This window comes from Geodermatophilus sp. SYSU D01045, from assembly GCF_054050295.1.
This window is the reverse complement of record NZ_JBJGZB010000017.1, coordinates 1-25,879: the sequence shown is the minus strand read 5'-3', so window position 1 is coordinate 25,879 and position 25,879 is coordinate 1. Positions and strand designations below refer to the sequence as shown.

The following is a 25,879-nucleotide window of genomic DNA, read 5'->3' as shown; positions in this document are numbered from 1 at the left end:
TCCCCTGCACCAGAACCGCACCACCGCACCACCCGACCCCACCCACCCGAAGAGAGGGACCCCGATGTCGCTGTTCCTGACCAGCCGCCGCCTGCGCGGTGGCCTGACCGGCGTGGCGGTGGCCGCCGTCGTGCTCACGACCGCCGCCTGCGGCGGGACCACCCGCGGCGAGGACGAGGGGAGCAGCGGCGGCGACGACGCCGCGGGCGCCTCCGCGAACCCGGACGCCGAGATCCCCGCGGACCTCGCGATCGCCTTCCTGCCCAAGCAGCTGAACAACCCCTACTTCGACGTCGCCGCCACCGGCTCCGAGCGCGCCGTCGGCGAGGTCGAGGGCGAGTTCAGCCAGGTCGGCCCGTCGGAGGCCAGCGCCTCCTCGCAGGTCAGCTACATCAACACGCTGACCCAGCAGGGCGCCGACGTCATCCTCACCTCGGCCAACGACCCCAACGCCATCTGCAGCGCCCTGGACCAGGCCCGCAGCGGCGGCGCCAGCGTCGTCACCTTCGACTCGGACACGAACCCCGAGTGCCGCGACCTGTTCATCAACCAGGCCACGGCCGAGGGCATCGCGCAGACCCAGATCGACCTCATGGCCGAGCAGATCGGCGGCGCCGGGCAGGTCGCCATCCTGTCCGCGACGGCGAACGCCACGAACCAGAACGCCTGGATCGAGCTCATGACCGAGTACGCCGCGCAGGAGTACCCGGACATGGAGATCGTGACGACGGTCTACGGCGACGACGAGGACGAGAAGTCCTTCCAGGAGACCCAGGGTCTGCTGCAGACCTACCCGGACCTCAAGGGCATCATCTCGCCGACCACCGTGGGCATCTCCGCCGCGGCGCGCTACCTGTCCGGCTCCGAGTACAAGGGCCGGGTCGCGCTGACCGGCCTGGGCACCCCGAACCAGATGCGCGAGTTCGTGCAGGACGGCACGGTGACCGCCTTCGCGCTGTGGAACCCCGAGGACCTCGGCTACCTGGCCGCCTACGCCGGCGCCGCGCTGGCCGCCGGCCAGATCACCGGCGAGGAGGGCGAGACCTTCGAGGCCGGTGACCTCGGCGAGTACGAGGTCGGCGCCGACGGCGTCGTCGTCCTCGGCGAGCCCACCGTGTTCAACGCCGACAACATCGACGACTTCGACTTCTGAGTCGTCGCACCCGGTCCCGCCGCCGGCCCCGGCGGCGGGACCGGGACCCCCGCAAGGAGACCCCGTGCCCCGCGCCTGCTTCACCCTCCAGGTCCGCCCGGACCGGCTCGCCGAGTACCGCGAGCGGCACGCCGCCGTCTGGCCGGAGATGCTGCGCGCCCTGCGCGACGCCGGCTGGGGCGCCTACCAGCTCTACCTGCGCGAGGACGGCCTGCTCGTCGGGGTCGTCGAGACCGACGACCTCGCCGCCGCCCAGGCCGCCGTCGACGCCACCGACGTGAGCGCCCGGTGGGAGGCCGAGATGGCTCCCTTCTTCGCCACCGGCGACGGCCGCGGCAAGGCCTCGCTCGACCTCGTCTTCGACCTCGACGCCCAGCTCGCGGCGCTGGGGTCGCCTGCATCCGCCCCGAACGGAGACCCCTCGTGACCGACCCCGGCACCCCCGATCGCAGAGCCCGTGCCCTCGCCGCGCTGGCCGAGCAGACCATCGAGCTGCCCTCCTGGGCGTTCGGCAACTCCGGCACCCGGTTCAAGGTCTTCGGCCAGCCGGGTGTCGCCCGCGACCCGTTCGAGAAGATCGAGGACGCCGCCCGGGTGCACCGGTACACCGGCGCCGCGCCGCGGGTGTCGCTGCACATCCCCTGGGACCTCGTCGACGACTTCTCCAAGCTCGCCGCGCACGCCGCCGACCTCGGCGTCTCGATCGGCGCGATCAACTCCAACCTGTTCCAGGACGACGACTACCGGCTCGGGTCGCTGACCCACCCGGACAAGGCCGTGCGGGACAAGGCGATCGCCCACCACGCGCAGTGCGTCGACGTCATGCGCGCCACCGGCTCGACCGACCTCAAGCTGTGGCTGCCCGACGGCACCAACTACGCCGGCCAGGACGACCTGCGCGCCCGGCAGGACCGGCTCGCCGACTCGCTCCAGCAGGTCTACGCGCTGCTCGACCCCGGCCACCGGCTGCTGCTCGAGTACAAGTTCTACGAGCCCTACTTCTACGCGATGGACATCCCCGACTGGGGCACCTCGCTGCTGCACTGCCTGGCCCTCGGCGACCAGGCGACGGTCGTGCTCGACACCGGCCACCACGCGCCGGGCACCAACATCGAGTTCATCGTCATGCAGTTGCTGCGGGTGGGCCGGCTCGGCGCCTTCGACTTCAACTCCCGCTACTACGGCGACGACGACCTCATCGTCGGCTCGGCCGACCCCTTCCAGCTGTTCCGGATCATGAACGAGATCGTGGCCGCCGACGCGCTGCGCCCGGAGTCGCGGGTCAACTTCATGCTCGACCAGTGCCACAACATCGAGCCGAAGATCCCCGGCCAGATCCGCTCGGTGATGAACGTGCAGGAGGCCACGGCCAAGGCGCTGCTGGTCGACCGCGAGGCGCTGGCCGCCGCGCAGCAGTCCGGTGACGTGCTCGCCGCGCACGGCGCGCTGAACGACGCCTTCGCCACCGACGTCCGCCCGCTGCTCGCCGAGCTGCGCGAGTCGAAGGGCCTCGACGCCGACCCGTACGCCGCCTACGCCCGCTCCGGCCACCAGGAGCGCATCGCCCGCGAGCGCATCGGCGGCACCCAGGCCTCCTGGGGCGCTTAGTCCCCGTGCCCTTCCGCGGAAGTGCACCTCCGTCCCGCGGGCTCTCGGTGCGGAGAGCCCACCCCTCTCCGACAGGAACGGCCATTTCTGCCATCACCGGAAGGAAGCACCCCCGTGACCAACCCCGTCGTCCGTGAGCTGCTCGAGCGCAGCAACCGGCTGGGCGCCGACCCGCGCAACACCAACTACGCCGGCGGCAACACCTCCGCCAAGGGCACCGAGACCGACCCGGTGACCGGTCAGCCGGTCGAGCTGCTGTGGGTCAAGGGCTCCGGCGGCGACCTCGGCACGCTCAAGGAGGCCGGCCTGGCCGTGCTGCGGCTGGACCGGCTGCGCTCGCTGGTCGACGTCTACCCGGGCGTCGACCGCGAGGACGAGATGGTCGCCGCGTTCGACTTCTGCCTGCACGGCCGCGGCGGCGCCGCCCCGTCGATCGACACCGCCATGCACGGCCTCGTCGACGCCGCGCACGTCGACCACCTGCACCCCGACTCCGGCATCGCCCTGGCCACCGCGGCCGACGGCGAGGCGCTGACCCGCGAGTGCTTCGGCGACCGCGTCGTCTGGGTGCCGTGGCGCCGCCCCGGCTTCCAGCTGGGCCTGGACATCGCCGCGATCAAGGAGAAGAACCCGCAGGCCATCGGCTGCGTCCTCGGTGGACACGGCATCACCGCGTGGGGTGCCACCGCCGCGGAGGCCGAGGCGAACTCGCTCGACGTCATCCGGACCGCCGAGCGCTTCCTCGCCGAGAAGGGCGAGGCGGAGCCGTTCGGCGCCGTCGTCCCCGGCTTCGAGGCGCTGCCCGAGGCCGAGCGCCGGGCCAAGGCGGCCGCGCTCGCGCCGGTGATCCGCGGGCTGGCGAGCACCGACAAGCCGCAGGTCGGCCACTTCACCGACTCCGACGTCGTGCTGGAGTTCCTGTCGCGGGAGAAGCTGCAGCCCCTCGCCGCGCTGGGCACCTCCTGCCCGGACCACTTCCTGCGCACCAAGGTCCGGCCGCTGGTCGTCGACCTCCCGGCCACGGCGCCGCTGGAGGACATCGTCGCGCGGCTCGAGGAGCTGCACGGGGAGTACCGCGCCGAGTACGCCGCCTACTACCAGCGGCACGCGACGCCCGACTCGCCGGCGATGCGCGGCGCCGACCCGGCGATCGTGCTGGTCCCCGGCGTCGGCATGTTCAGCTTCGGCGCCGACAAGCAGACCGCGCGGGTGGCCGGCGAGTTCTACGTCAACGCCATCAACGTCATGCGCGGCGCGGAGGCCGTCTCCGCCTACGCGCCGATCGACGAGAGCGAGAAGTTCCGCATCGAGTACTGGGCGCTGGAGGAGGCCAAGCTCCAGCGGATGCCGAAGCCCAAGCCGCTGGCCACGCGGGTCGCGCTGGTGACCGGCGCGGCGAGCGGCATCGGCAAGGCGATCGCCGTGCGGCTGGCGGCCGAGGGCGCCTGCGTCGTCGTCGCCGACCTGGACCTGCAGAAGGCCACCGACGCCGCGGCCGGGATCGGCGGCCCCGACGTCGCCGTCGGCGTGGCCGCCGACGTGTCCGACGCCGAGGCCGTGGCCGCCGCGTTCCGCGAGGCGGTGCTCGCCTTCGGCGGGGTGGACCTCGTCGTCAACAACGCCGGCCTGTCGATCTCCAAGCCGCTGCTGGAGACCACCGAGCGCGACTGGGACCTGCAGCACGACGTCATGGCCAAGGGCAGCTTCCTCGTCTCCCGCGAGGCGGCCCGGATCATGATCGACCAGGGGATGGGCGGCGACGTCGTCTACATCTCCTCGAAGAACTCCGTGTTCGCCGGGCCGAGCAACATCGCCTACTCCTCGACCAAGGCCGACCAGGCCCACCAGGTCCGGCTGCTGGCCGCCGAGCTCGGCGAGCACCAGATCCGGGTCAACGGCATCAACCCCGACGGCGTCGTCCGCGGGTCGGGCATCTTCGCCGGCGGCTGGGGCGCCCAGCGCGCCGCCGTCTACGGGGTGCCGGAGGAGGAGCTCGGGCAGTTCTACGCCCAGCGGACGCTGCTCAAGCGCGAGGTGCTGCCCGAGCACGTCGCCGACGCCGTCTTCGCCCTCACCGGCGGGGAGCTCACCCGCACCACCGGCCTGCACGTCCCGGTCGACTCCGGGGTCGCCGCGGCCTTCCTCCGCTGAGCGGGCGGCGGAAATGGCCATCTCCGCCGCCAGGGAGCTGTCCCTCGCGGCCGTCGACCTGGGCGCCTCCAGCGGCCGGGTCATGGCCGCGAGGGTCGGCCCGGGGCGGCTGGACCTGACCGAGCTGCACCGGTTCCCCAACCGGCCGGTGCGCACGGCGGGGACGCTGCACTGGGACGTCCTCGGCCTCTACGCCGGCGTGCTCGACGGGCTGCGCGCGGCCGGCCGGGAGGCCGACGGGCTCGACGGCATCGGCATCGACAGCTGGGCGGTCGACGTCGGCCTGCTCGACGCCGACGGCGCGCTGCTGGGCAACCCGGTGCACTACCGCGACGCCCGGCACGAGACCGCCGTGCCGGCGGTGCACGCCGTCGTCCCGCCCGACGAGCTGTACCGGGTCAACGGGCTGCAGCACCTGCCGTTCAACACCGTGTTCCAGCTCGCCGCGATGCGGGGGACGGCGCGGTTCGCCGCCGCCCGGCAGGCGCTGCTCGTCCCGGACCTGCTCGCGTACTGGCTCACCGGCGCGCGGGTCGCGGAGGTCACCAACGCCTCCACGACCGGGCTGCTCGACGCGACGACGCGGCAGTGGGCGACCGGCCTGCTCGACCGGCTGGAGCTGCCGCGGGACCTGCTCGCGGACCTCGTGCAGCCCGGCGAGGAGATCGGCCGGCTCACCGCGGACGTCCGCGCCGAGACCGGCCTGGGCGAGGTGCCGGTGCTCGCCGTCGGGTCGCACGACACCGCGTCCGCGGTGGCCGGGGTCCCGGCGCGCGGTGACCGGTTCGCCTACGTCTCCTGCGGCACGTGGTCGCTGGTCGGGGTGGAGCTGGAGAAGCCGGTGCTCACCGAGGCCGGCCGGACGGCGGGCTTCACCAACGAGCTCGGCGTCGACGGCACCGTGCGCTACCTGCACAACGTGATGGGGCTCTGGCTGCTGCAGGAGTCGCTGCGGACCTGGGCCGCGGCCGGGCTGCCGGCGGACCTGCCCGAGCTGCTCGCCGCGGCCGCGCCGGTGCCGGCGTTCACGGCGGTGGTCGACGTCGACGACCCGCGGTTCCTGCCGCCCGGCGACGTGCCCGCCCGCATCGCGCAGGCGTGCGCCGAGACCGGGCAGACGCCGCCGCAGAGCCAGGCCGAGACGGTGCGTTGCATCGTCGACAGCCTCGCGCTGGCCTACCGGCGGACGGTGCGGGCGGCGGTCGGGCTGTCCGGGCGGGACGTCGACGTCGTCCACCTGGTCGGCGGGGGAGCGCGCAACGCGCTGCTGTGCCAGCTCACCGCCGACGCCTGCCAGCGGCCGGTGCTCGCCGGCCCGGTGGAGGCCGCGGCGCTCGGCAACACGCTGGTGCAGGCCCGCGGGCTCGGCGCGCTGGAGGGCGGCCTGGGGGAGATGCGCCGGCTGCTGCGCACCACGCAGGCGCTGGTGGAGTACCGGCCGTCGGGGTCCGACGCCGGCTGGGCCGCCGCCGAGGCGCGCATCGCCCGCTGACCGCGGCGCCGGCCCTTGCCCGCGTCCCGGCCGGGCGCGGACCATCGGCGCACGCACCCGACGGCGTCGAGGAGGGGCCGTGACCCAGCCGGCTGAGCGGACCGACGGCGACTACGGCTACGACATGGCCCACGAGGCCGCCGGCGGGGCGGGGCCCGCGCCGGTGCCCCCGGTGGGCGCCGAGCCGGCCGACCGGACCGGGCACGACCCCGGCGGCGACTACGGCTACGACGAGGTGCACACCGCCTGACGTCCTGCCGGCGCTCGTGCTCTGCCCCCACCGGCGGGGCAGAGCACGACCGCGCGCGGGAGAGGTCAGCCGCCGGCCTGGCGCAGCAGCGCGTCGCGCTCGTCACCGTCGTCGCGCAGCGGGCGGGCCGCGGTGTCCACCTCCTCGACGGCGTCCTGCGGGTCGACCGGCTCGGGCAGGGTGCGGAACCGCTCGCGCGGGTCCTCGGGGGCGGTCACGCCCGCAGCATCCCGCGCCGGACCGGCTACAGCGAGGGCACCCAGCGCGCCGGGCGCTTCTCCCGGAACGCGGCGATGCCCTCCTGGCCCTCCTCCCCGGCGAAGGCCCGGGCGGAGAGGTCCAGCAGGTCCTCGAACGAGCCGCGCAGCCCGCCGGCCCGCAGCAGCCGCTTGGTCTCCGCCAGCGCCCACGGCGACCCGGCGGCCAGCGCCAGCACCTGCCCGTCGACGGCGGCGTCGACCTCGTCGTCGGGTGCGACCAGGTCCACCAGCCCGCCGGCCGCGGCGGTGGTGGCGTCGAACACCTCGCCGGTGAGCATGAGCCGGTGCGCCGCGTGGGGCAGCATCCGCGGCAGCACGACCGCGGAGATCACCGCGGGCACCAGCCCGAGCCGCACCTCCGACATCCCGAACGTCGCCGAGGACGCGGCCACCACGACGTCGCAGGCGGCGGCCAGACCGACCCCGCCCGCCCGCGCCGGCCCGCGCACCGCGGCCACCACCGGCTTGGGCGCGGTCCAGACGGTCCGCAGCAGGTCGGGGAGCTCGCGCACCCCCTGGTCGCCGGCACCGGCACCGGCGGCCTCGGACAGGTCCATCCCCGAGCAGAACACCCGCCCGGTGTGGTCGAGCACGACCACGCGCACCGCGTCGTCGGCGAGCGCGGCGTCGAGGGCCTCGCGCAGCTGTGCGCGCAGCGCCCGGGAGAGCGCGTTGCGGTTGGCGGGGGAGTCCAGCACCAGCCGGGCCACGCCCCCCGCGACGGTCACCTGCAGCAGCCGGTCCTCGCCCACCCGGGCATCCTGCACCGGGGTGGCGGGGCCGCGGCACACTGGGAGCAGATGACCACCACCCTGCCGCTGCTGCCGGCGCGTCCGCCCGCGGACGACGACCTGCCAGCCGGTGCCCGCGAGCACCTGACGACGACGCCGTTCGGGCTCTACGTGCACGTGCCGTTCTGCGCCACCCGCTGCGGCTACTGCGACTTCAACACCTACACCTCCGACGAGCTCGGGCCCGGCGCCAACCGTGCCGAGTACGCGGGCACCGCGATCGCCGAGCTGCGCCGCGCCGCGCGGGTCCTGGGCCCCGACCTGCCGACGGTCTCCACCGTCTTCGTCGGCGGCGGCACCCCGACGCTGCTGCCGGCCGACGACCTCGCCGCCGTGCTGGCCGCCGTCCGTGAGCTGTTCCCCGTCGCCCCCGACGTCGAGGTGACCACCGAGGCCAACCCCGAGTCGGTGACGCCGGCGTCGCTGGCCACCCTGCGCGCGGCCGGCTTCACCCGGCTGAGCCTCGGGATGCAGTCCGCCGCCGAGCACGTGCTCGCGGTCCTCGACCGGCGGCACACCCCCGGGCGCGCCGTGCAGGCCGCGCGGGAGGCGGTCGCGGCCGGCTTCCAGCACGTCAACCTGGACCTGATCTACGGCACGCCGGGCGAGACCGACGCCGACTGGGCCGCCTCCCTCGACGCCGTCCTCGACGCGCCGGTCGACCACGTCAGCGCCTACGCGCTGATCGTCGAGGACGGCACCCGGCTGGCCCGGCGGATCGCCCGCGGCGAGCTGCCGATGCCCGACGACGACGTCCTCGCCGACCGCTACGTGCAGGCCGACACCGTGCTGCGCGGCGCCGGGTTCGACTGGTACGAGGTGAGCAACTGGTCGCGGGGCGACGCCGCCCGCTGCCGGCACAACGAGCTGTACTGGGCCAACGCGAACTGGTGGGGGATCGGCCCGGGCGCGCACAGCCACGTCGGCGGCGTGCGCTGGTGGAACGTCAAGCACCCCGCGGCCTACGCGCAGCGGCTCTCGGCGGGGGAGAGCCCGGCGGCCGACCGCGAGGTGCTCGAGCCCGCCGACCGCGCGCTGGAGACGGTCATGCTCGGCCTGCGGCTGCGCGACGGGCTGCCGCTGACCGCGCTGTCCGACGCCGGCCGGCTGCGCGCCGCCGAGGCGGTGGTCCGCGGCCTGCTGGAGCCCGGCGCGCACGAGGCGGGGCGTGCGGTGCTCACCGACCGCGGCCGCCTGCTCGCCGACGCCGTCGTCCGGGACCTCACCGACTGACGGGTGTCACGGCGGGACGGCGACGTCCGGCAGGTCCGGGACCGGGACCGGCAGGTCTACGGTCGGGCGCCGTGGACGCCCACTCCCGGTGGCGGCAGATCGGCTGGTCCCTGCCCTGGCTGCTGTTCCAGGTCTTCCCCCTCGCCGACCTGCTGACCACCGACCGGCCGACGGCGGTCCGGGTGGTCGCCGGCGCCGCGCTGCTGGGGTTCACCGCCGTCTACCTCGACGTCTTCCGCCGGTCGTTCGGCAGCTGCGACCCGGCCGGGTCGTCCGGCCGGCTGGCGGTGGTCGCCGCGCTCGGGACCGGCCTCGCCGTCTGGCTGGGCCCGGCGTGGGCGGGCCTGCTGATCTACGTGTCGGCGGCCTCGGCGGCGGCGCTGCCGCGGCGCTGGGTGTGGCCGGCGGTGCTCGCCGCCGCCGCGGTGTGCGCCGGGGTCGTCGCGGCCGACGGCCAGTTCGCGAACCTCTTCATCCTCCCGGTGATGTGCGTGCTCACGGCGTTCGCGATGCGCGGCACCCGCCACCTGGTCGAGGTCAACACCGAGCTCGTCGCGGCCCGCGAGGAGCTGGCCCGCAACGCCGTCGCCGAGGAGCGGCTGCGCTTCGCCCGCGACCTGCACGACCTGCTCGGCCACAGCCTGTCGCTCATCGCGCTCAAGAGCGAGCTCGCCGGGCGGCTGGCGGAGGTCGACCCGGCGCGGGCGCGCACCGAGATGGCCGACGTCGAGGCCGCCGCCCGCCGGGCGCTGGCCGAGGTCCGCGACGCCGTCAGCGGCTACCGCCAGGTCAGCTGCGCGCAGGCGCTGGCCGAGGCGCGCGCGGCGCTGTCCGGCGCCGGGATCGCCGCCCGCCTGCCGGCCCGGGTGCCCGCGCTGCCCGGCCCGGTCGACGCCGCCCTGGGCTGGGTGGTCCGCGAGGCGACGACGAACGTGCTGCGGCACAGCGGCGCCCGGACGGTCACCGTCACCCTCGCCGACGACGGCGCCGACGCGGTGCTCACCGTCAGCGACGACGGCCGCGGCCCCGCCGACGACACCGCGCCCGGCTCCGGGCTCACCGGCCTGTCCGAGCGGGTGGGCGCGCTCGGCGGCCGGCTCACCGGCGGCGCCGGGCACGACGGCGGCTACGAGCTGTGCGCGGTCCTGCCGCTGGTGCCGGTCCCCGCCGCGGCGGTGGCCCGGTGATCCGGGTGCTGGTGGCCGAGGACCAGTCGATGGTCCGCGGCGCGCTGCGGGCGCTGCTGGAGCTGGAGCCCGACATCACCGTCGTCGCCGAGGTGGGCCGGGGCGACGAGGTGCTGGCCGCCGCCCGGGAGCACCGCCCGGACGTCGCGCTGCTCGACATCGAGATGCCCGGGCGGGACGGCCTGGAGGCCGCCCGCGAGCTGGCCGCCGAGCTGCCGGGCGTGCGCGCCGTCGTCCTCACCACCTTCGGCCGGCCGGGGTTCCTGCGCCGCGCCATGGAGGTGGGTGCCGCGGGCTTCCTGGTGAAGGACGCGCCGGTCGCGGAGCTCGCCCGGTCCATCCGCGCCGTCGTCGCGGGGGAGCGGGTGATCGACCGGGAGCTGGCCGCCGCCGCGCTGGCGATCGGCGCGACGCCGCTGTCCGCGCGCGAGGCCGACGTGCTGCGCGAGGCCGCCGACGGCGCCACCGTCGCCGACGTCGCCCGGCGGCTGTTCCTGTCCGAGGGCACGGTGCGCAACTACCTGTCCTCGGCGATCGGCAAGACCGGTGCCCGCACGCGGGTGGAGGCCGCCCGCGTCGCCGCCGACAGGGGCTGGCTGTGAAAGGACCCCCTCGCCCCCACCCCTCGCTCCGCTCGGGGCGGGCCCCTGCGAGAGGGCCGCCTGAGACGAGCGAGCCGGACCGACTAGAGCTCCAGTTTCATCCCGACGTGCGAGGCCACGAAGCCCAGCCGCTCGTAGAAGCGGTGCGCGTCGGTGCGGCGGGTGTCGGTGGTGAGCTGCAGCAGCGCGGCGCCGCGCCGGCGGGACTCCTCGGCGCACCACCGCAGCAGCGCCTCGCCGAGTCCCCGCCCGCGGGCGGGGGCGGCCACCCGCACGCCCTCGACCTGCGCGCGCAGCGCGCCGCCACGGGACAGCCCGGGCAGGAACGACAGCTGCAGGGTGCCGACGACGGCGCCGGCGTCCTCGGCCACGACCAGCAGGTGCGCGGGGTCGGCGTCGACGGCGGCGAACGCCCGCTCGTACGGCGCGGGGTCGGCCGACTCCCGGGTCGCGCCCAGCGGGTCGTCGGCCAGCAAGGCCACCACCGGGGGCAGGTCCGCGACGGTCGCCTCCCGCAGCAGCACCCCGCCGTCGAGCCGGACCGGCTCCATCAGGCCAGGTTCGCGGGCATCAGCGCGTCGAGGTCGAGCACGCGGACGTGGATGACCGAGCGCTGCTGCAGGGCCGCCCGCAGCGCGCGGTGCAGGCCGTCCTCGAGGTAGAGGTCGCCGTGCCAGTGGACGGCGTGCGGGAAGAGGTCGCCGTAGAAGGTCGAGTCGTCGGCGAGCAGGGTGTCCAGCGCCAGTTCGCGCTTGGTGGTGACGAGGGTGTCGAGCCGGATCTGCCGGGGCGGGATCATCGCCCAGTCCCTGGTGGACAACCCGTGCTCGGGATAGGGACGCCCGCTCCGCACCGCTTTGAAGATCAGGGACCCGACCTCCGTCCGAAAGCTGCCCCGTACCGGCACCGACGCGTCCGAGCCTATCGGCCTGCCGCCTGCCGTGCCGGGCACCCACCGGGGTGGTGGACCCCGTCACGTCCGCGACGGAACCGCTCCCTGGTCGTATGCTGGATTGGCACTCGGTCCGTGCGAGTGCCAGCCCGGCCGGGACGTCCGGCGGGTGGGCCGGAGCCTCCCGGGGCTCCCCGCACGGCGACGTCGACCGGTTCGGGGAGGTGTCACCGTGGCGCACGACGAACGGCGCCTGCAGGTCCTGCGGGCCATCGTGCAGGACTTCGTCTCCACCAACGACCCCGTGGGCAGCAAGGCCCTGGCCGAGCGGCACGACCTCGGGGTCTCGCCGGCGACCATCCGCAACGACATGGCCGTCCTCGAGGAGCAGGGCTACATCACCCAGCCGCACACCAGCGCCGGCCGGGTGCCCACCGACAAGGGCTACCGCCTGTTCGTCGACCGGCTCTCGGCGGTCAAGCCGCTGTCGCCCGCCGAGCGCCGCGCGATCGAGCGGTTCCTCGACGGCGCGGTCGACCTGCACGACGTCCTCGGTCGCACGGTGCGCCTGCTGGCCCAGCTGACCCACCAGGTCGCCGTCGTCCAGTACCCGACCCTGTCGCGCAGCGCGGTGCGCCACCTCGAGGTGGTGCAGCTGACCGGCGCGCGCCTGCTGCTGGTGCTCATCACCGACACCGGCCGCGTCGAGCAGCGGGTCGTCGACTGCCCGGTCGACGTCGGCCGCGACGACGTCGCCGACCTGCGCGCCACGCTCAACGCCGCGTTCACCGGCGCCCGGCTCGCCGACGCCGGCAGCAAGGTCCCCGACCTCGTGGAGACCGCGCCGGAGCACCTGCGGGCGCTGGTCGCCGCGGTCAGCGCCGCGCTGATCGAGACCCTGGTCGAGCCGGGGGAGGACCGCCTCGTCATCGGCGGGACGGCGAACCTGGCCCGGGTCGCGCTCGACCCGGGCAGCCTCCGCCCGCTGCTGGAGGCGCTGGAGGAGCAGGTCGTCGTCCTCAGGCTGATCAGCGAGGTCGACAACAGCGGCGCGGTGCTCGTGCGCATCGGCGAGGAGAACGCCCACGAGGCGCTGGCCGGTGCGTCGGTCGTCTCGGTGGGGTACGGCACCGGTGACCGGGCGCTGGGCGGGCTGGGCATCGTCGGCCCGACCCGCATGGACTACCCAGGCAACATGGCCGCGGTGCGAGCCGTGGCCCGTTACGTCGGCCAGTTGCTGGCCGGGAGCTGAGGTCTCGACCCCCCATGGCAACCGACTACTACGGCGTGCTCGGGCTTCCCCGGGGCGCCTCCGACGCCGACATCAAGAAGGCCTACCGGCGGCTGGCGCGCGACCTGCACCCCGACGTCAACCCCGACCCGGAGGCCAAGGAGCGCTTCCAGGAGGTCAGCCGGGCCTACCAGGCGCTGACCGACCCGGACAAGCGGCGCATCGTCGACCTCGGCGGCGACCCGTTCGACAGCGGCGCCGGCGCCGCTGCGGGCTCCCCGTTCGGTGGGGCCGGCTTCGGCGGGCTCGGCGACATCATGGACGCCTTCTTCGGCGGCGGGATGGGCACGCGCGGGCCGCGCAGCCGCGTCCGCGCCGGCGACGACGCCCTGATCGCGCTGGAGCTCGACCTCGAGCAGACGGTCTTCGGCACCACCGAGACGATCACCGTCGACACCGCCGTCCTGTGCGGCACCTGCGCCGGCGCCGGCACCGCGCCGGGCACCCACCCGACCACCTGCGCCACCTGCTCGGGCCGCGGCGAGGTGCAGAGCGTGCAGCGCTCCTTCCTCGGCCAGGTCGTCTCCAGCCGGCCGTGCCCGACCTGCGCCGGCACCGGCCAGGTCATCCCCGACCCCTGCCCCGAGTGCGGCAGCGAGGGCCGGGTCCGCTCCCGGCAGGACATCCAGGTCAAGGTGCCCGCCGGCGTCGAGGACGGCATGCGCATCCGGCTGACCGGCCGCGGCGAGGTCGGCCCCGGCGGCGGCCCCGCCGGCGACCTGTACGTGGAGATCCGCGAGCGCCCGCACCCGGTGTTCACCCGCGACGGCGAGGACCTGCACTGCCACGTCGCGCTGCCGATGACGGCCGCGGCGCTGGGCACCACGCTCCCGCTGACCCTGCTCGACGGCGAGGACACCGACGTCGACGTCCGTCCCGGCACCCAGGCGGGCACCGTGCTCACCCTCCGCGGCCAGGGCGCGCCGCGGCTGCGGGCCACCGGCCGGGGCAACCTGCACGTGCACGTCGACGTCCAGACGCCGACCCGCCTCGACGCCGAGCAGGAGAAGCTGCTGCGCGAGCTGGCGGTGCTGCGCGGCGAGGACCGCCCCGGCCCGGCGGAGACCCACGGCGGCTTGTTCTCCCGGGTCCGGAACTCGTTCAAGTGAGCGTCCCGGCCCCTGACGACGCCCGGCCGGCCCTCGACGGCTCCCCGCTGTTCCTGCTCGACGAGCTGCCGGGTGCCGACGAGGTGCTCGTCGGCGGCGCCGAGGGCCGGCACGCCGTCGACGTACTGCGGCTGACCGCCGGGGAGGCGGTGCGGGTCGGGGACGGCCGTGGCGCCGTCGTCGAGGGCACCGTGCTCGACGCCGGGCCGGCCGGGCTGCGCGTGCAGGTCACCGCCCGCCACGACGTGCCCCCCGCCGAGCCGGAGTTCGTGCTGGTCCAGGCGCTGCCCAAGGGCGACCGCGGCCCGCTGGCCGTGGAGCTGGCCACCGAGCTCGGCGTCGACCGGGTGGTCCCGTGGGCGGCCGCGCGCTGCGTCACCCGCTGGCGCGAGGACCGCGTCGAGAAGGGCCTGGCGAAGTGGCGGGCCGCGGCGCGGGCGGCGGCCAAGCAGTCGCGGCGGCCCCGGGTCCCCGAGATCGGCGACCTCATGACCACCCGGCAGGTGTGCGGCGAGCTCGCCGACGTCGACCTCGCGCTGGTGCTGCACGAACAGGCCCGCCGCCCCCTGGCCGGGGTGGACGTCCCCGCCAGCGGCACGGTCGCCGTCGTCGTCGGTCCGGAGGGCGGGCTCACCGACGGCGAGGTCGTGGCCCTGCGCGCGGCCGGTGCCCAGGCGGTGCGGCTCGGGCCGGAGGTGCTGCGGACCTCCACCGCCGGCGCCGCCGCGCTGGCCGCCCTGTCGGTCCGCACCCGCTGGGCCTGAGGGCGCGCACCTCCGCGGGAGTGCCCGCCTCCTCCTAGGGTCGGCGGCGTGACCGACTGCCTCTTCTGCCGGATCGTCGCCGGGGAGATCCCGGCCGACGTCGTGCACGACACCGACCGCACGCTGGCCTTCCGGGACGTCAACCCGCAGGCGCCCACGCACGTGCTGGTCATCCCCAAGCAGCACCACGCGACGGCGGGGCTGCTCGTCGGCGCCGACCCGCAGCTGCTCGCCGAGGTGGTGGCCGCCGCGCACGCGGTGGCGATCCAGGAGGGGCTGGCCAGCGAGGACGGCACCGAGCCGGGCTACCGGGTGGTGGTCAACACCGGCCCGCAGGCCGGGCAGACCGTCCACCACCTGCACCTGCACGTCCTCGGCGGCCGCGACCTCCGCTGGCCCCCGGGCTGAGCCCGGCGGGCCGCCTGGCAGGGTGGCCGGCATGACCGACGCCGGCAGCGCCGCCCCCGTCCGGATCGAGCGGGACGGCGACGTCGCCGTCGTCGTGCTGGACGCGCCGCCGCTCAACCTGTTCGACGAGTCGGTGTTCGCCGCCTTCGAGCAGGTCGTCGCCGAGCTGGTCGCCCTCACCGAGCCCGGCCGGCCCGACCGCGCCCGCGCGGTGCTGCTCGAGGCCCGCGGGAAGGTCGTCTCCGGCGGCGTCGACGTGCACGCCTTCCGGGAGATCGCCGAGGGCCCCGCCCCCGCCCAGGAGGGCACGGCGCTGTGGGCGCGGCTGCTGCGCATCGCCCAGACGCTGGAGGACCTGCCCGTCCCCACCGTGTTCGCCGCGCACGGGCTCACCCTCACCGCCGCGTTCGAGCTGGCGCTGGCCTGCGACGTGCTGCTGGCCGCCGAGCGCGCCTCGTTCGGGCTGGTGGAGATCGTCGTCGGGCTGACCCCGTCGATGGGCGGGCCGCAGCGGCTGGCCGAGCGGGCCGGGCCGGCGCGGGCGAAGGAGCTGGTCTTCACCGGCGAGCGGTACCCGGCCGCGGTGCTGGAGCGGTGGGACGTGGTCAACCGGGTCCTGCCCGACGACGGCTTCGCCGAGGCCGCCCGCGCCTACGCCCGCCGGGTCGCCGCCGGCCCCACGCTCGCGCACGCCGCCACCAAGCGCCTCGTGACGACGGCGGTGCGGCACGGCGCGCGGGCCGCCGACGAGATCACCCCGCAGGTCTCCGGGGCGCTGTTCGCCACCGACGACCTGCGCGGCGCCGTCGCCTCCTTCCTGGCCGACGGGCCGGGGAAGGCCACCTACTCGGGGCGGTGACCTGCGCGCGGGCGCGGGTTCCCGGTGGCCGGGCGCGGGTAGAGTCGAGGCGTTCAGTCCCCGTGCCAGGAAGGCAGGGTCGAGGGTTCTTGCCCGACACCTCCCCGAACGTCCCCGTGCCGGGCGCCCCCACGTCCCGCGAGGCCTCCGCGCAGGCCGTCGCCGCGGACAGCGCCAGCACCCTCGCCGGCGCCACACCCGCCGCGGTCCGCGCCACCATCACCGTCCCGGACTCCGTCTCGATGGTCGCCCTGCTCGGCTCCGGTGACGAGCTGCTCCGGCTGGTCGAGTCCGAGGTCGAGGCCGACGTGCACGTCCGCGGCAACGAGATCGCCGTGACCGGGCAGCCGGCCGACAACGCCTTCGCCGTCCGCGTGTTCGACGAGCTCATCGCGCTGATCGGCACCGGCCAGGCGCTGCGCCCGGACTCGGTGCGCCGGGTCATCGGCATGCTGCGCAGCGGCGGCTCCGAGCGGCCGGCCGACGTCCTCAGCCTCGACATCATCAGCCGCCGCGGCCGCACGATCCGGCCCAAGACGCTGAACCAGAAGCGCTACGTCGACGCGATCGACGCGCACACCGTCGTCTTCGGCATCGGCCCGGCCGGTACCGGCAAGACCTACCTGGCGATGGCCAAGGCGGTGCAGGCGCTGCAGACCAAGCAGGTCAACCGGATCATCCTCACCCGCCCCGCGGTCGAGGCCGGCGAGCGGCTGGGCTACCTGCCCGGCTCGCTCAGCGAGAAGATCGACCCGTACCTGCGCCCGCTCTACGACGCGCTGCACGACATGGTCGACCCCGAGTCGATCCCGCGGCTCATGCAGTCGGGCACCATCGAGGTCGCGCCGCTGGCCTACATGCGCGGCCGCACGCTCAACGACGCGTTCGTGATCCTCGACGAGGCGCAGAACACCACCGCCGAGCAGATGAAGATGTTCCTCACCCGGCTCGGCTTCGGCTCGAAGATCGTCGTCACCGGTGACGTCACGCAGGTCGACCTGCCCGGCGGCGCGCAGAGCGGCCTCAAGGTGGTGCGCGAGATCCTCGACGGCATCGACGACGTGCACTTCGCCAACCTGACCAGCTCCGACGTCGTCCGCCACCGGCTGGTCGGCGACATCGTGGACGCCTACGAGCGGTGGGATGCCGCCCACCAGCAGGGTGCCGGCCGTCCCGCCGGGCCGGCCCGGCCCGCGCGGCCGACGCGCCGGCAGGGGAGCTGAGCGCCGTGCCCGTCGAGGTCGCCAACGAGTCCGAGATCGCCGTCGACGAGGCGGAGCTGACCGGCATCTGCCGCTACGTCCTCGCCGAGATGGGCGTCAACCCGATGGCCGAGCTGTCGGTGCTGTGCGTCGACCCGGACTACATGTCCGTGCTGCACGAGCGCTGGATGGGGGAGAAGGGCCCGACCGACGTCCTGGCCTTCCCCATGGACGAGCTCGACACCGCCCGGCCCGACGACCCCGAGCCCGGCCCCGCCCTGCTCGGCGACGTCGTGCTGTGCCCCTCGGTCGCCGTCCGGCAGGCCCGCGCCGCCGGTCACTCCATGGACGACGAGCTGCTGCTGCTGGCCACCCACGGCGTGCTGCACCTGCTCGGCTACGACCACATGGAGCCCGAGGAGGAGCGGGAGATGTTCGGCCTGCAGACCCGCCTGCTGGAGGGCTGGCGCTCCGCCCCGCGGCAGCCGGTCACCGGGGAGCCGGCCGAACGGGGTCCCGGGACGCGGTGACGCGATGAGCGCCGGTGCGGTCACGCTTCTGGTCGTCGCGATCTGCCTGGTGCCGCTGGCCGGGCTCTTCGGCGCCATGGACGCCGCCCTGCAACGGGTGTCCCCGGCGCGGGTCGAGGAGCTGCGCCGCGACGGCGTCCGGCGGGCGGCCACCCTGGAGCGGGTCCTCGACGATCGCGCCCGCCTGGTGGCGCTCCTCCTGCTGCTGCGGATCGTCTGCGAGATGGTCGCCGCGGTGCTGGTCGCGGTGCTGCTGGTCCGGGCGCTGGGCATGGGCTGGCAGGCGGTGCTCGCCGCCGCCGGCGTGATGACCGTCGTCAGCTACGTGCTGGTCGGCGTCGGGCCGCGGACGCTGGGCCGCCAGCACGCCTACCCGCTCGCGCTGGCCACCGCCGGGGTGGTGCGGCTGCTGGGCCGGGTGCTCGGCCCGGTCGCGACGCTGCTCATCCTGATCGGCAACGCGATCACCCCCGGCCGCGGCTACCGCGACGGCCCGTTCTCCACCGAGGTCGAGCTGCGCGAGCTGGTCGACCTGGCCGAGGAGCGCGGCGTCGTGGAGTCCGGCGAGCGGAACATGATCCACTCAGTGTTCGAGCTGGGCGACACCATCGCCCGCGAGGTCATGGTGCCGCGCACCGACGTCGTCTGGATCGAGCGCACCAAGACCGTCCGGCAGGCGCTGGCCCTGGCGCTGCGCAGCGGGTTCAGCCGCATCCCGGTGATCGGCGAGAACGTCGACGACGTCGTCGGCGTCGTCTACCTCAAGGACCTGGTGCGCCGCTCGCAGAACCTCGGCGAGGGCCGCGGCCCGCGGGTCGAGGAGCTCATGCGGCCGCCGGCGTTCGTGCCCGAGTCCAAGCCGGTCGACGAGCTGCTGCGCGACATGCAGGCCCGCCGCATCCACATCGCGATCGTCGTCGACGAGTACGGCGGGTTCGCCGGGCTGGTCACGATCGAGGACATCCTCGAGGAGATCGTCGGGGAGATCGCCGACGAGCACGACGCCGTCCAGCGGCCGCCGGTCGAGCACCTCGACGACGGGTCGGTGCGGATCACCGCCAGGCTGCCGGTCGAGGACCTCGCCGAGCTGTTCGACGTCGAGCTGCCCCGCGACGACGACGTGGAGACCGTCGGCGGCCTGCTCGCCCGCGAGCTCGGGCTGGTGCCGATCGAGGGCTCGGCGGCGGAGGTCGCGGGCCTGCGGCTGGTCGCCGAGAGCACCGGCGGGCGGCGCAACCGGATCGACACGATCCTCGTGTGCCGGGTGCCCGACGCGGACCCCGAGCACCGGTCCGGGGCCACCCGGGCCGAGGTCCCGGCCGCCGTCGAGAACTGACGTGGAAAGCTGACCCCCCGTGCCCGACCTGCAGCCCGAGGACGCCAAGCTCGTCACCCTCGCCCGCTCCGCGCGCGGCCGCACCGGTGCCCCGGAGGGCGCGGCGGTGCGCGACACCGACGGGCGCACCTACGTGGCCGCCAGCGTCGCCCTGCCCTCGCTGCGGCTGTCCGCGCTGCAGGCGGCCGTCGCCGCAGCGGTGTCCAGCGGCGTCGAGGGCCTGGAGGCGGCGGCGATCGTGTCCGACGCCGACGCCGTCGAGCAGGAGGGCCTGGCCGCCGTGCACGACCTGACTCCGTCGGCCCCGGTGCACCTCGCCGGCCCCGACGGGGTGCTGCGCGCCACCTCGTGAGCACGCCGCCCCTGTCACCCTCCGGTGGGAGACTGGGCCGGTGAGCACGCCGGACCAGCCGTACCGCAGCGGCTTCGCCTGCCTGGTCGGCCGGCCGAACGCGGGCAAGACCACGCTGACCAACGCCATCGTCGGCGAGAAGGTCGGCATCGTCAGCAACCGGCCGCAGACCACCCGGCACGCCATCCGCGGCGTCGTGCACCGGCCCGGCGGGCAGCTCGTGCTCGTCGACACCCCGGGCCTGCACAAGCCGAAGAGCCTGCTCGGCCGGCGGCTCAACGACGTCGTCCGGGACACGCTGTCCGAGGTCGACGTCGTGGTGTTCTGCATCCCGGCCGACCAGCCCGTCGGCACCGGTGACCGGTTCATCGCCCGCCAGCTGAAGGAGGTCACGGCGCCGGTGGTCGTCGTCGTGACCAAGACCGACGCCGCGTCGAAGAAGCAGGTCGCCGAGCAGCTCGTGGCCGCCAGCCAGCTGGTCGAGGCCGCCGAGGTCGTGCCGGTCAGCGCGGTGGAGGGCGACCAGGTCGAGCTGCTGGAGGACCTGCTGGTCGGCCTGCTGCCCGAGGGCCCGCCGCTGTACCCCGAGGAGCAGACCACCGACGAGGACACCGACCGCCAGATCGCCGAGCTCATCCGGGAGGCGGCGCTGGAGAAGGTGTTCCAGGAGGTGCCGCACTCCCTCGCGGTCACCGTCGAGGAGCTGAACCGCCGACCCGACCCGAAGCGGGAGGGCGCGGAGCTGGTCGAGGTGCACGCGCTGCTGCACTGCGAGCGCCCCAGCCAGAAGCCGATGCTGCTGGGCAAGGGCGGGTCGGTCATCAAGGCGATCGGCACCGAGGCCCGCGCCGGGCTCGAGCAGCTGCTCGGCGCCCGGGTCCACCTCGACCTGCACGTGACCGTCCTCGGCGAGTGGCAGGACGACCCGAAGAAGCTGAACAGGCTGGGCTATTGAGCACCACGCCGAAGTCGCTGTACCGCGACGAGGGGATCGTCCTGCGCACCCAGAAGCTGGGGGAGGCCGACCGGATCGTCACGGTCCTCACCCGCCGGCACGGCAAGGTGCGCGCGGTGGCCAAGGGCGTGCGCCGCACCAAGAGCAAGTTCGGCGCCCGCCTCGAGCCGTTCAGCCACGTGGACGTGCAGTTCTACACCGGCCGCAACCTCGACATCGTCAGCCAGGCGGAGTCCATCCGCTCCTACGGCTCGGTCATCGCCGCGGACTACCGCGCCTACACCGCCGGCACCGCGGTGCTCGAGACCGCCGACCGGCTGACCGCGGAGGAGAAGGAGCCCTCGCTGCGGCTGTTCCTGCTCGTCGTCGGCGCACTGCGGGCCCTGGCCGAGCAGACACACCCGGCCGGGCTGGTGCTCGACGCGTTCCTGCTGCGCGCGATGTCGGTGGCCGGCTGGGAGCCCGCGCTCGGCGACTGCGCCCGCTGCGGCCTCGAGGGGCCGCACCGGCACTTCTCCGTCCCGGCCGGCGGCACCGTCTGCCCCGGCTGCCGCCCGACCGGCTCGGCCATGCCCAACCCGGTCACCATCGGCCACCTGGAGGCGCTGCTGTCCGGCGACTGGGCGACCGCCGAGTCCAGCGAGCAGCCGCAGCGCCGCGAGGGCAGCGGGCTGGTGGCCGCGCTGCTGCAGTGGCACCTCGAGCGCGGGCTGCGCTCGCTGCCGCTGGTGGACCGCTCGGACCCGTCGGCCCCACGCCGGGAAGTGAGCCTGCTGAGTGAGGCGTGAGGTCAAGCCGCCGAACCCGCACCCCTCGGGCGTCCGCCCGCCCGAGCTCCCCGCCGACAAGGTGCCCCGGCACGTCGCGATCGTCATGGACGGCAACGGCCGCTGGGCCAAGGAGCGCGGCCTGCCCCGGACGGCCGGCCACGAGGCGGGGGAGTCCTCGCTGTTCGACTGCGTCGAGGGCGCCATCGAGCTCGGCGTGAAGGCGATCAGCGCCTACGCGTTCTCCACCGAGAACTGGCGGCGCAGCCCCGAGGAGGTCCGCTTCCTCATGGGCTTCAACCGCGACGTCATCCGCCGCCGCCGCGACGAGATGCACGACCTCGGCGTCCGGGTGCGCTGGGCCGGCCGCCGCCCGCGGCTGTGGCGCAGCGTCATCAAGGAGCTCGAGGTCGCCGAGGAGCTCACGCAGGACAACGACGTCCTCACGCTGACCATGTGCGTCAACTACGGCGGCCGCGCCGAGATCGCCGACGCCGCCGCGGCCATCGCCCGCGAGGCCGCCGCGGGCCGGCTGGACCCGGGCAAGGTCGACGAGGACACCGTCGCCCGGTTCCTCGACGAGCCGGACATGCCCGACGTCGACCTGTTCGTGCGCAGCTCCGGGGAGAACCGGACGAGCAACTTCCTGCTGTGGCAGTCGGCCTACGCCGAGTTCGTCTTCCTCGACACCCTCTGGCCGGACTTCGACCGCCGGCACCTGTGGGCCGCGTGCGAGGAGTACGCCTCCCGCCAGCGCCGCTTCGGCAAGGCCTAGGCACCCGCCCCCACCCTCGCGGCGGGGTGGGCGGGCCGGGCGGGCCGGGCGGCTCACCTGCGCCGGAGCCCCGAGCGGGCCCCCCGCGGACGCCCGAGCGGACCCGCGGCGACGGTTCGGTGTCCCGCGCCGGAATCCGTTGACAGTGCGTGGCGACGACCTGACAGTGGCGGCTCCCCCCGACAGAGGACGGAAGACCCCCACCGTGAGCGAGAGCACGATCGCGTCCCAGCACGCCCGGACCCCGGCGCCACCGCAGCCCGGTGACCTGAACGACCAGCTGATCGCCAGTGACTTCTGGACCGACCAGATGCTGGCCGACGCCGGCATCCCCGTCGTCGACGTCCCGTTCGTCACCTTCGGTGGCGGCATCGGGTCGTTCGTGACGGTCGACTACCTGCGGATCTGCGGTGTCCCGACGAGCGCCATGCGCGTGCTCACCCCGCTGAAGACCCCGTGGGAGAGCTACGAGTACCTGACGACGGTGTCGCAGATCCCGCGCGGTGAGCGGCTGCGGTCGGACTCGTCGTCGTGCCCGGACAACATCTGGGGCTTCCCGAGCTACGCCATCCGCGAGGCCCTGCAGGGCAATCTCAAGCAGGCCTGGAACGTGCTGGTCGAGCCCGTCTTCGCGAACTACTACACCCCCAAGGCGGGGCACGCGTTCGAGTCGATGGAGAAGGAGATGTACCGGATCCGGTACCCGGAGATGGTCGTCCACGGCCAGGTCCGCATGGTCCGGCGCCGGGTGGGCGGCGGGTACTTCACGATCCTGACCCCGCCCGAGGGCGCGACGCCGACCAAGCGGATCGCGTACCGCAGCACGTGGGTGCACGTCGCCGTCGGCTATCCGGGCCTGAAGTTCCTGCCCGACCTGCAGCGCTACCGCAACGAGTACAACGACTACGGCAAGGTCGTGAACGCCTACGAGCGGCACGAGCAGGTCTACGAGCGGCTGCACCAGCGTCCCGGCACGGTGCTCATCCGCGGCGGCGGCATCGTGGCCTCCCGCGTCCTGCAGCGGCTGATCGACGACCGCGACCGGCTCGGCCTGCAGACCCAGATCGTCCACCTGTTCCGCACCTACGTGGACAGGCCGCACGGCACCGGCATCCTCAAGCGCCGCAAGGGCGCCGACGGCTGGGCCTACCAGGGCTTCAACTACCCGAAGTCGGTGTGGGGCGGGCAGCTCAAGCAGCAGGTCCGCAAGAGCGAGGGCGCCGAGCGCAAGCGGCTGTACGAGGAGATGGGCGGCACCAACACCCCGGTCCGCCGGGACTGGAAGGAGCAGCTCAAGCGCGGCCGCGCCGAGGGCTGGTACCGGGTGATGATCGGCAAGATCGAGGAGATGAAGCCGGTCGGCGACCTCGTCGAGGTCACCGTCAGCACCCCGGACCAGGGGCCGCACACCGGCACCTTCCACGCCGTCATCGACTGCACCGGCCTCGAGGCCGACATCCGCGAGCACCGCGTGCTGGCCGACCTGCTCGACCACTCCAACGCCACCCGCAACCCGGTGGGCCGGCTCGACGTCCAGCGGGACTTCGAGGTCACCGGCACGCGGAACGGCGGCAAGATCTACGCCTCCGGCAGCGCCACCCTCGGCGGCCCGTTCCCCGGCGTCGACACCTTCTTCGGCCTGCAGATCGCCGCGCAGGAGATCGCCGACGACCTCATCAGGCAGGGGTTCGCGCAGAAGCTGGGGCCGGGACGGTCGACCAGCCAGTGGTGGAAGTGGGTCCGCAACAAGCAGATCTGACCGACCCGCCCCCGACTCGACGACCGACGTCCGCGACGACCGAGAGAGACGACACCGTGCTGCCCACCCTGAACGGCCGCATCCAGACCAGGATCTTCCTGCTGGCCATGGTCGGTTCGATCTGGACCCTGATCATCACCCCGGTGCTCCCGACCGGGGCCTCCCTCGGCGCCTCCTACGGCGCCACCTTCTCCGTGCTGCTGGTCGTGCTGGTGCTCGGCGTGCTGTGGGAGCTCGTCTACCACGGCATCCAGCAGTTCCGGTGGGAGAAGGACTGGCCGACGCTGTTCGGCCTGCTCACCGGCATCCCCGAGGGCCTGCTCGTCTGGTTCCTCTTCGCCGGCGGGGCGATCCCGTGGATCGACTCGCTGCCCGGCCCGGCGTTCGCCATCCACTTCGTCAGCACCTGGCTGATCGTGTGGCTGGTCGCCAACGGCCCGATGCGCGTGCCGTTCGTCCACTGGCGGATCAACGGCGGGAGGCTCATCTGATGTCGGCCCCCACGCCTCCGCTCACCGGCACGACCGGAGCACCGGCCACCGTGCCGCCGTTCGACCAGGTCGCCGTCCGGGTCGCACCCGGTCCCGACCTCGTCGTCCGGATGCCCGGGGTGCTCCTGGTCGTCGGCGTCACCACGCAGCCGTCCGGCCCCGCAGCCCCGGCGGCGCGGCCGGCGCTGGTCGGCTGGGGCTCCGCCCCGGTCCCGCCCGCGCCCCCCGCCGCCCCGGCCGGCGACGTGCTCGTCGGCGAGCTGGTCACGCTCTGCCGCCGGGTGTCCGCGGCCGGCTCCCGCGCCCCGGGCCGCCGGCTGCACGAGGAGCTGCGCACCTGGCTCGGCACCGTGACCGAGCCCCCGTCGTTCGCGGTCGCCGCCGCCACCGAGGACGGGCTGACGCTCGTGCTCGCCGGCGGCGGCAGCGCCGAGGTGCCCGACCTGGGGCTGCGGCTCACGCCGGCCCAGGGGGAGAAGCTGGACAACGGCACCCTCGTGCTCGACCGCTTCGTCACCTGGCCGCCGGCCCCGCTGCACCTGTCGGCCGGCTCGCCCGCCGACACCGCGCCGCACCCGCTCGCCGACCTCGAGGCCGGTGCGGTCCCCGGCGCGGCCGCGGTGCTCTCGCCGGCCCCCGCGCCGTCGGCCGCCGCCCCGGTGCCGTCGGGCACCATGCAGGTCCGGCTGCCGGCACCGCACGCCCGGGTGCCGCTGTCGACGGCCAAGCCGCCGGCCCGCCCGGTGCCCGTCGCGCCCGCCGGGGCCCCGGCCGGTCACGACTCCGCCGGTCACGACCACGCCGGTCACGACCACGCCGGTCACGACCACGTCGGTCACGACCACGCCGGTCATGACCACGCCGGTCACGCGCACGCCGCCCCGGCGTCCCTCGCGACCCCGGCACCCGCCGTCGCCCCGGCTCCGGCCGCGCCGCCGGCGCCCGCGCCGGTGGAGCTGCCGGCGCCGGAGCGGTCGGCGCTGCTGTTCGGCGCCGCCGCCGAGGTGGAACCGGTGCGGCAGCCGCTGCCGACCCCGGGCCAGGAGTCGGCGCCCGCCGCCGCGGAGCCGGAGGACGAGCGGCCCCGGGTCAAGGGCATCCTCTGCAAGAACGGCCACCTCAACGACCCGCGGGCCGGTTTCTGCGCCCTCTGCGGCATCCGCACGACGCAGCAGACGGCGGTGGTCGTCGAGGGCGTGCGCCCGCCCCTGGGGCTGCTGGTCTTCGACGACGGCGCCACGGTGAGCCTGGACATGGACTACCTGCTCGGCCGCGAGCCGGAGACCGACGAGCGCGTCGCCTCCGGCCAGGTGCGACCGCTGCTGGTCCTCGACCAGACCGGCGGCGTCAGCCGGCACCACGCCGAGATCCGGCTCGAGGGCTGGGACGTGCTGCTGCTCGACGTCGGCTCGGCCAACGGCACGCTCGTCGCCCCGCGCGGGGCCCCGGGCTGGTCCTCGCTCGTGCCGCACCAGCCGATCCGGCTGACCCCGGGCACGGCGGTCCGCATGGGCGGTCGCCAGTTCGCCTTCGAGTCGCAGCACGGCGGCTACTGACCCGCCCCTCCGCACTCCCACCGGCGCCCGCTTCCCCACCCGGGGAGGCGGGCGCCGGTGGCGTTCCGGGGCCGGGCCGCGGAGGGGCCTGCGCCCGCTCGTGCTC

General features: G+C 75.0%; 28 protein-coding genes. 24 read left to right on the top strand and 4 right to left on the bottom strand.

Annotated features, from left to right (window positions below):
* Positions 1-64: 64 nt before the first annotated feature.
* From rhaS to ACI798_RS15390, 6 genes are all read left to right on the top strand, one after another.
* The gene (gene rhaS / locus ACI798_RS15415; protein WP_456941707.1) at positions 65-1,153 is read left to right on the top strand and encodes a rhamnose ABC transporter substrate-binding protein; all 1,089 of its coding nucleotides are present in this window, start codon (positions 65-67) and stop codon (positions 1,151-1,153) included.
* A 64-nt stretch (positions 1,154-1,217) separates the two neighbouring features.
* Positions 1,218-1,580 carry an L-rhamnose mutarotase gene (locus tag ACI798_RS15410; protein ID WP_457048314.1) on the top strand — a complete coding sequence of 121 codons (363 nt, stop codon included), beginning with the start codon at positions 1,218-1,220 and terminating at the stop codon, positions 1,578-1,580.
* On the top strand, positions 1,577-2,761 hold the full coding sequence (gene rhaI / locus ACI798_RS15405) for an L-rhamnose isomerase (protein ID WP_456941709.1): 1,185 nt from the start codon (positions 1,577-1,579) through the stop codon (positions 2,759-2,761). The genes ACI798_RS15410 and rhaI overlap by 4 nt, the downstream gene beginning before the upstream one ends.
* A 114-nt stretch (positions 2,762-2,875) precedes the next feature.
* Positions 2,876-4,912, top strand: a complete 2,037-nt coding sequence (locus ACI798_RS15400; RefSeq protein ID WP_457048313.1) for a bifunctional aldolase/short-chain dehydrogenase — start codon at positions 2,876-2,878, stop codon at positions 4,910-4,912.
* A gap of 13 nt (positions 4,913-4,925) precedes the next feature.
* Positions 4,926-6,404: a rhamnulokinase gene (locus ACI798_RS15395; protein ID WP_457048312.1), complete on the top strand. Its 1,479-nt coding sequence runs from the start codon at positions 4,926-4,928 to the stop codon at positions 6,402-6,404.
* Positions 6,405-6,483: 79 nt separating this feature from the next.
* Entirely contained in the window at positions 6,484-6,654 is a 171-nt protein-coding gene (locus ACI798_RS15390; RefSeq protein WP_456941712.1) for a hypothetical protein, read from the top strand.
* 65 nt (positions 6,655-6,719) lie between these two features.
* Here the strand turns inward: ACI798_RS15390 and ACI798_RS15385 are convergent, their stop codons facing one another.
* Complete coding sequence (locus tag ACI798_RS15385; protein ID WP_456941713.1) at positions 6,720-6,872, bottom strand: hypothetical protein; 153 nt, start codon at positions 6,870-6,872, stop codon at positions 6,720-6,722.
* Positions 6,873-6,898: 26 nt separating this feature from the next.
* On the bottom strand, positions 6,899-7,666 hold the full coding sequence (locus ACI798_RS15380) for an enoyl-CoA hydratase-related protein (protein ID WP_457048311.1): 768 nt from the start codon (positions 7,664-7,666) through the stop codon (positions 6,899-6,901).
* 48 nt (positions 7,667-7,714) lie between these two features.
* Here ACI798_RS15380 and hemW point away from each other — a divergent pair, with 48 nt between their 5' ends.
* The 3 genes from hemW to ACI798_RS15365 all read left to right on the top strand — a co-directional run bounded on the left by hemW (position 7,715) and on the right by ACI798_RS15365 (position 10,727).
* Entirely contained in the window at positions 7,715-8,938 is a 1,224-nt protein-coding gene (gene hemW, locus ACI798_RS15375; protein WP_457048310.1) for a radical SAM family heme chaperone HemW, read from the top strand.
* Positions 8,939-9,009: 71 nt separating this feature from the next.
* Positions 9,010-10,125 (top strand): sensor histidine kinase, encoded by a 1,116-nt coding sequence (locus ACI798_RS15370; protein ID WP_457048309.1) that lies wholly within the window; start codon positions 9,010-9,012, stop codon positions 10,123-10,125.
* The gene (locus ACI798_RS15365; protein WP_456941717.1) at positions 10,122-10,727 is read left to right on the top strand and encodes a response regulator; all 606 of its coding nucleotides are present in this window, start codon (positions 10,122-10,124) and stop codon (positions 10,725-10,727) included. The genes ACI798_RS15370 and ACI798_RS15365 overlap by 4 nt, the downstream gene beginning before the upstream one ends.
* Positions 10,728-10,810: 83 nt before the next feature.
* Here ACI798_RS15365 and ACI798_RS15360 read toward each other — a convergent pair whose 3' ends face one another.
* Both ACI798_RS15360 and ACI798_RS15355 read right to left on the bottom strand, forming a co-directional pair.
* The gene (locus tag ACI798_RS15360; protein ID WP_456941718.1) at positions 10,811-11,278 is read right to left on the bottom strand and encodes an N-acetyltransferase family protein; all 468 of its coding nucleotides are present in this window, start codon (positions 11,276-11,278) and stop codon (positions 10,811-10,813) included.
* Entirely contained in the window at positions 11,278-11,634 is a 357-nt protein-coding gene (locus ACI798_RS15355) for a type II toxin-antitoxin system VapB family antitoxin (protein WP_457048308.1), read from the bottom strand. The genes ACI798_RS15360 and ACI798_RS15355 overlap by 1 nt, the downstream gene beginning before the upstream one ends.
* Positions 11,635-11,851: 217 nt before the next feature.
* Here ACI798_RS15355 and hrcA point away from each other — a divergent pair, with 217 nt between their 5' ends.
* The 15 genes from hrcA to ACI798_RS15280 all read left to right on the top strand — a co-directional run bounded on the left by hrcA (position 11,852) and on the right by ACI798_RS15280 (position 25,773).
* Positions 11,852-12,871, top strand: a complete 1,020-nt coding sequence (hrcA, locus tag ACI798_RS15350) for a heat-inducible transcriptional repressor HrcA (protein ID WP_456941720.1) — start codon at positions 11,852-11,854, stop codon at positions 12,869-12,871.
* 14 nt (positions 12,872-12,885) lie between these two features.
* A complete protein-coding gene (dnaJ, locus tag ACI798_RS15345; protein ID WP_457048307.1) occupies positions 12,886-14,019 on the top strand; it encodes a molecular chaperone DnaJ in 1,134 nt (377 codons plus the stop codon).
* Positions 14,016-14,783, top strand: coding sequence for a 16S rRNA (uracil(1498)-N(3))-methyltransferase (locus tag ACI798_RS15340; RefSeq protein WP_456941722.1), 768 nt, complete (start codon positions 14,016-14,018; stop codon positions 14,781-14,783). Before dnaJ ends, ACI798_RS15340 begins: the two co-directional genes overlap by 4 nt.
* A gap of 48 nt (positions 14,784-14,831) precedes the next feature.
* Positions 14,832-15,191 carry a histidine triad nucleotide-binding protein gene (locus ACI798_RS15335; protein WP_456941723.1) on the top strand — a complete coding sequence of 120 codons (360 nt, stop codon included), beginning with the start codon at positions 14,832-14,834 and terminating at the stop codon, positions 15,189-15,191.
* Between the two features lie 31 nt (positions 15,192-15,222).
* The gene (locus ACI798_RS15330; RefSeq protein ID WP_457048306.1) at positions 15,223-16,050 is read left to right on the top strand and encodes an enoyl-CoA hydratase/isomerase family protein; all 828 of its coding nucleotides are present in this window, start codon (positions 15,223-15,225) and stop codon (positions 16,048-16,050) included.
* Positions 16,051-16,139: 89 nt separating this feature from the next.
* Positions 16,140-17,273 carry a PhoH family protein gene (locus tag ACI798_RS15325; protein WP_457048305.1) on the top strand — a complete coding sequence of 378 codons (1,134 nt, stop codon included), beginning with the start codon at positions 16,140-16,142 and terminating at the stop codon, positions 17,271-17,273.
* A 5-nt stretch (positions 17,274-17,278) separates the two neighbouring features.
* Positions 17,279-17,782 (top strand): rRNA maturation RNase YbeY, encoded by a 504-nt coding sequence (gene ybeY, locus ACI798_RS15320; protein ID WP_093580955.1) that lies wholly within the window; start codon positions 17,279-17,281, stop codon positions 17,780-17,782.
* 4 nt (positions 17,783-17,786) lie between these two features.
* Positions 17,787-19,118: a hemolysin family protein gene (locus ACI798_RS15315; RefSeq protein WP_457048304.1), complete on the top strand. Its 1,332-nt coding sequence runs from the start codon at positions 17,787-17,789 to the stop codon at positions 19,116-19,118.
* A 19-nt stretch (positions 19,119-19,137) separates the two neighbouring features.
* Positions 19,138-19,470 (top strand): cytidine deaminase, encoded by a 333-nt coding sequence (locus tag ACI798_RS15310; protein WP_456941727.1) that lies wholly within the window; start codon positions 19,138-19,140, stop codon positions 19,468-19,470.
* A gap of 40 nt (positions 19,471-19,510) precedes the next feature.
* Entirely contained in the window at positions 19,511-20,425 is a 915-nt protein-coding gene (era, locus tag ACI798_RS15305; protein ID WP_456941728.1) for a GTPase Era, read from the top strand.
* On the top strand, positions 20,422-21,213 hold the full coding sequence (recO, locus tag ACI798_RS15300) for a DNA repair protein RecO (protein WP_456928418.1): 792 nt from the start codon (positions 20,422-20,424) through the stop codon (positions 21,211-21,213). Before era ends, recO begins: the two co-directional genes overlap by 4 nt.
* On the top strand, positions 21,203-21,967 hold the full coding sequence (locus ACI798_RS15295) for an isoprenyl transferase (RefSeq protein ID WP_456941729.1): 765 nt from the start codon (positions 21,203-21,205) through the stop codon (positions 21,965-21,967). Before recO ends, ACI798_RS15295 begins: the two co-directional genes overlap by 11 nt.
* Positions 21,968-22,172: 205 nt before the next feature.
* Complete coding sequence (locus ACI798_RS15290) at positions 22,173-23,726, top strand: hypothetical protein (RefSeq protein ID WP_457048303.1); 1,554 nt, start codon at positions 22,173-22,175, stop codon at positions 23,724-23,726.
* 56 nt (positions 23,727-23,782) lie between these two features.
* Positions 23,783-24,217 (top strand): hypothetical protein, encoded by a 435-nt coding sequence (locus ACI798_RS15285; RefSeq protein ID WP_457048302.1) that lies wholly within the window; start codon positions 23,783-23,785, stop codon positions 24,215-24,217.
* Positions 24,217-25,773 carry an FHA domain-containing protein gene (locus ACI798_RS15280; protein ID WP_457048301.1) on the top strand — a complete coding sequence of 519 codons (1,557 nt, stop codon included), beginning with the start codon at positions 24,217-24,219 and terminating at the stop codon, positions 25,771-25,773. The genes ACI798_RS15285 and ACI798_RS15280 overlap by 1 nt, the downstream gene beginning before the upstream one ends.
* The last annotated feature ends 106 nt before the right edge of the window (positions 25,774-25,879 follow it).

Coding starts and splice junctions, on each gene's coding strand:
- hemW (WP_457048310.1), top strand. CDS start 7,715: ATGACCACCACCCTGCCGCTGCTGCCGGCGCGTCCGCCCGCGGACGAC.
- rhaS (WP_456941707.1), top strand. CDS start 65: ATGTCGCTGTTCCTGACCAGCCGCCGCCTGCGCGGTGGCCTGACCGGC.
- ACI798_RS15330 (WP_457048306.1), top strand. CDS start 15,223: ATGACCGACGCCGGCAGCGCCGCCCCCGTCCGGATCGAGCGGGACGGC.
- ACI798_RS15395 (WP_457048312.1), top strand. CDS start 4,926: ATGGCCATCTCCGCCGCCAGGGAGCTGTCCCTCGCGGCCGTCGACCTG.
- dnaJ (WP_457048307.1), top strand. CDS start 12,886: ATGGCAACCGACTACTACGGCGTGCTCGGGCTTCCCCGGGGCGCCTCC.
- ACI798_RS15315 (WP_457048304.1), top strand. CDS start 17,787: ATGAGCGCCGGTGCGGTCACGCTTCTGGTCGTCGCGATCTGCCTGGTG.
- ACI798_RS15280 (WP_457048301.1), top strand. CDS start 24,217: ATGTCGGCCCCCACGCCTCCGCTCACCGGCACGACCGGAGCACCGGCC.
- ACI798_RS15360 (WP_456941718.1), bottom strand. CDS start 11,278: ATGGAGCCGGTCCGGCTCGACGGCGGGGTGCTGCTGCGGGAGGCGACC.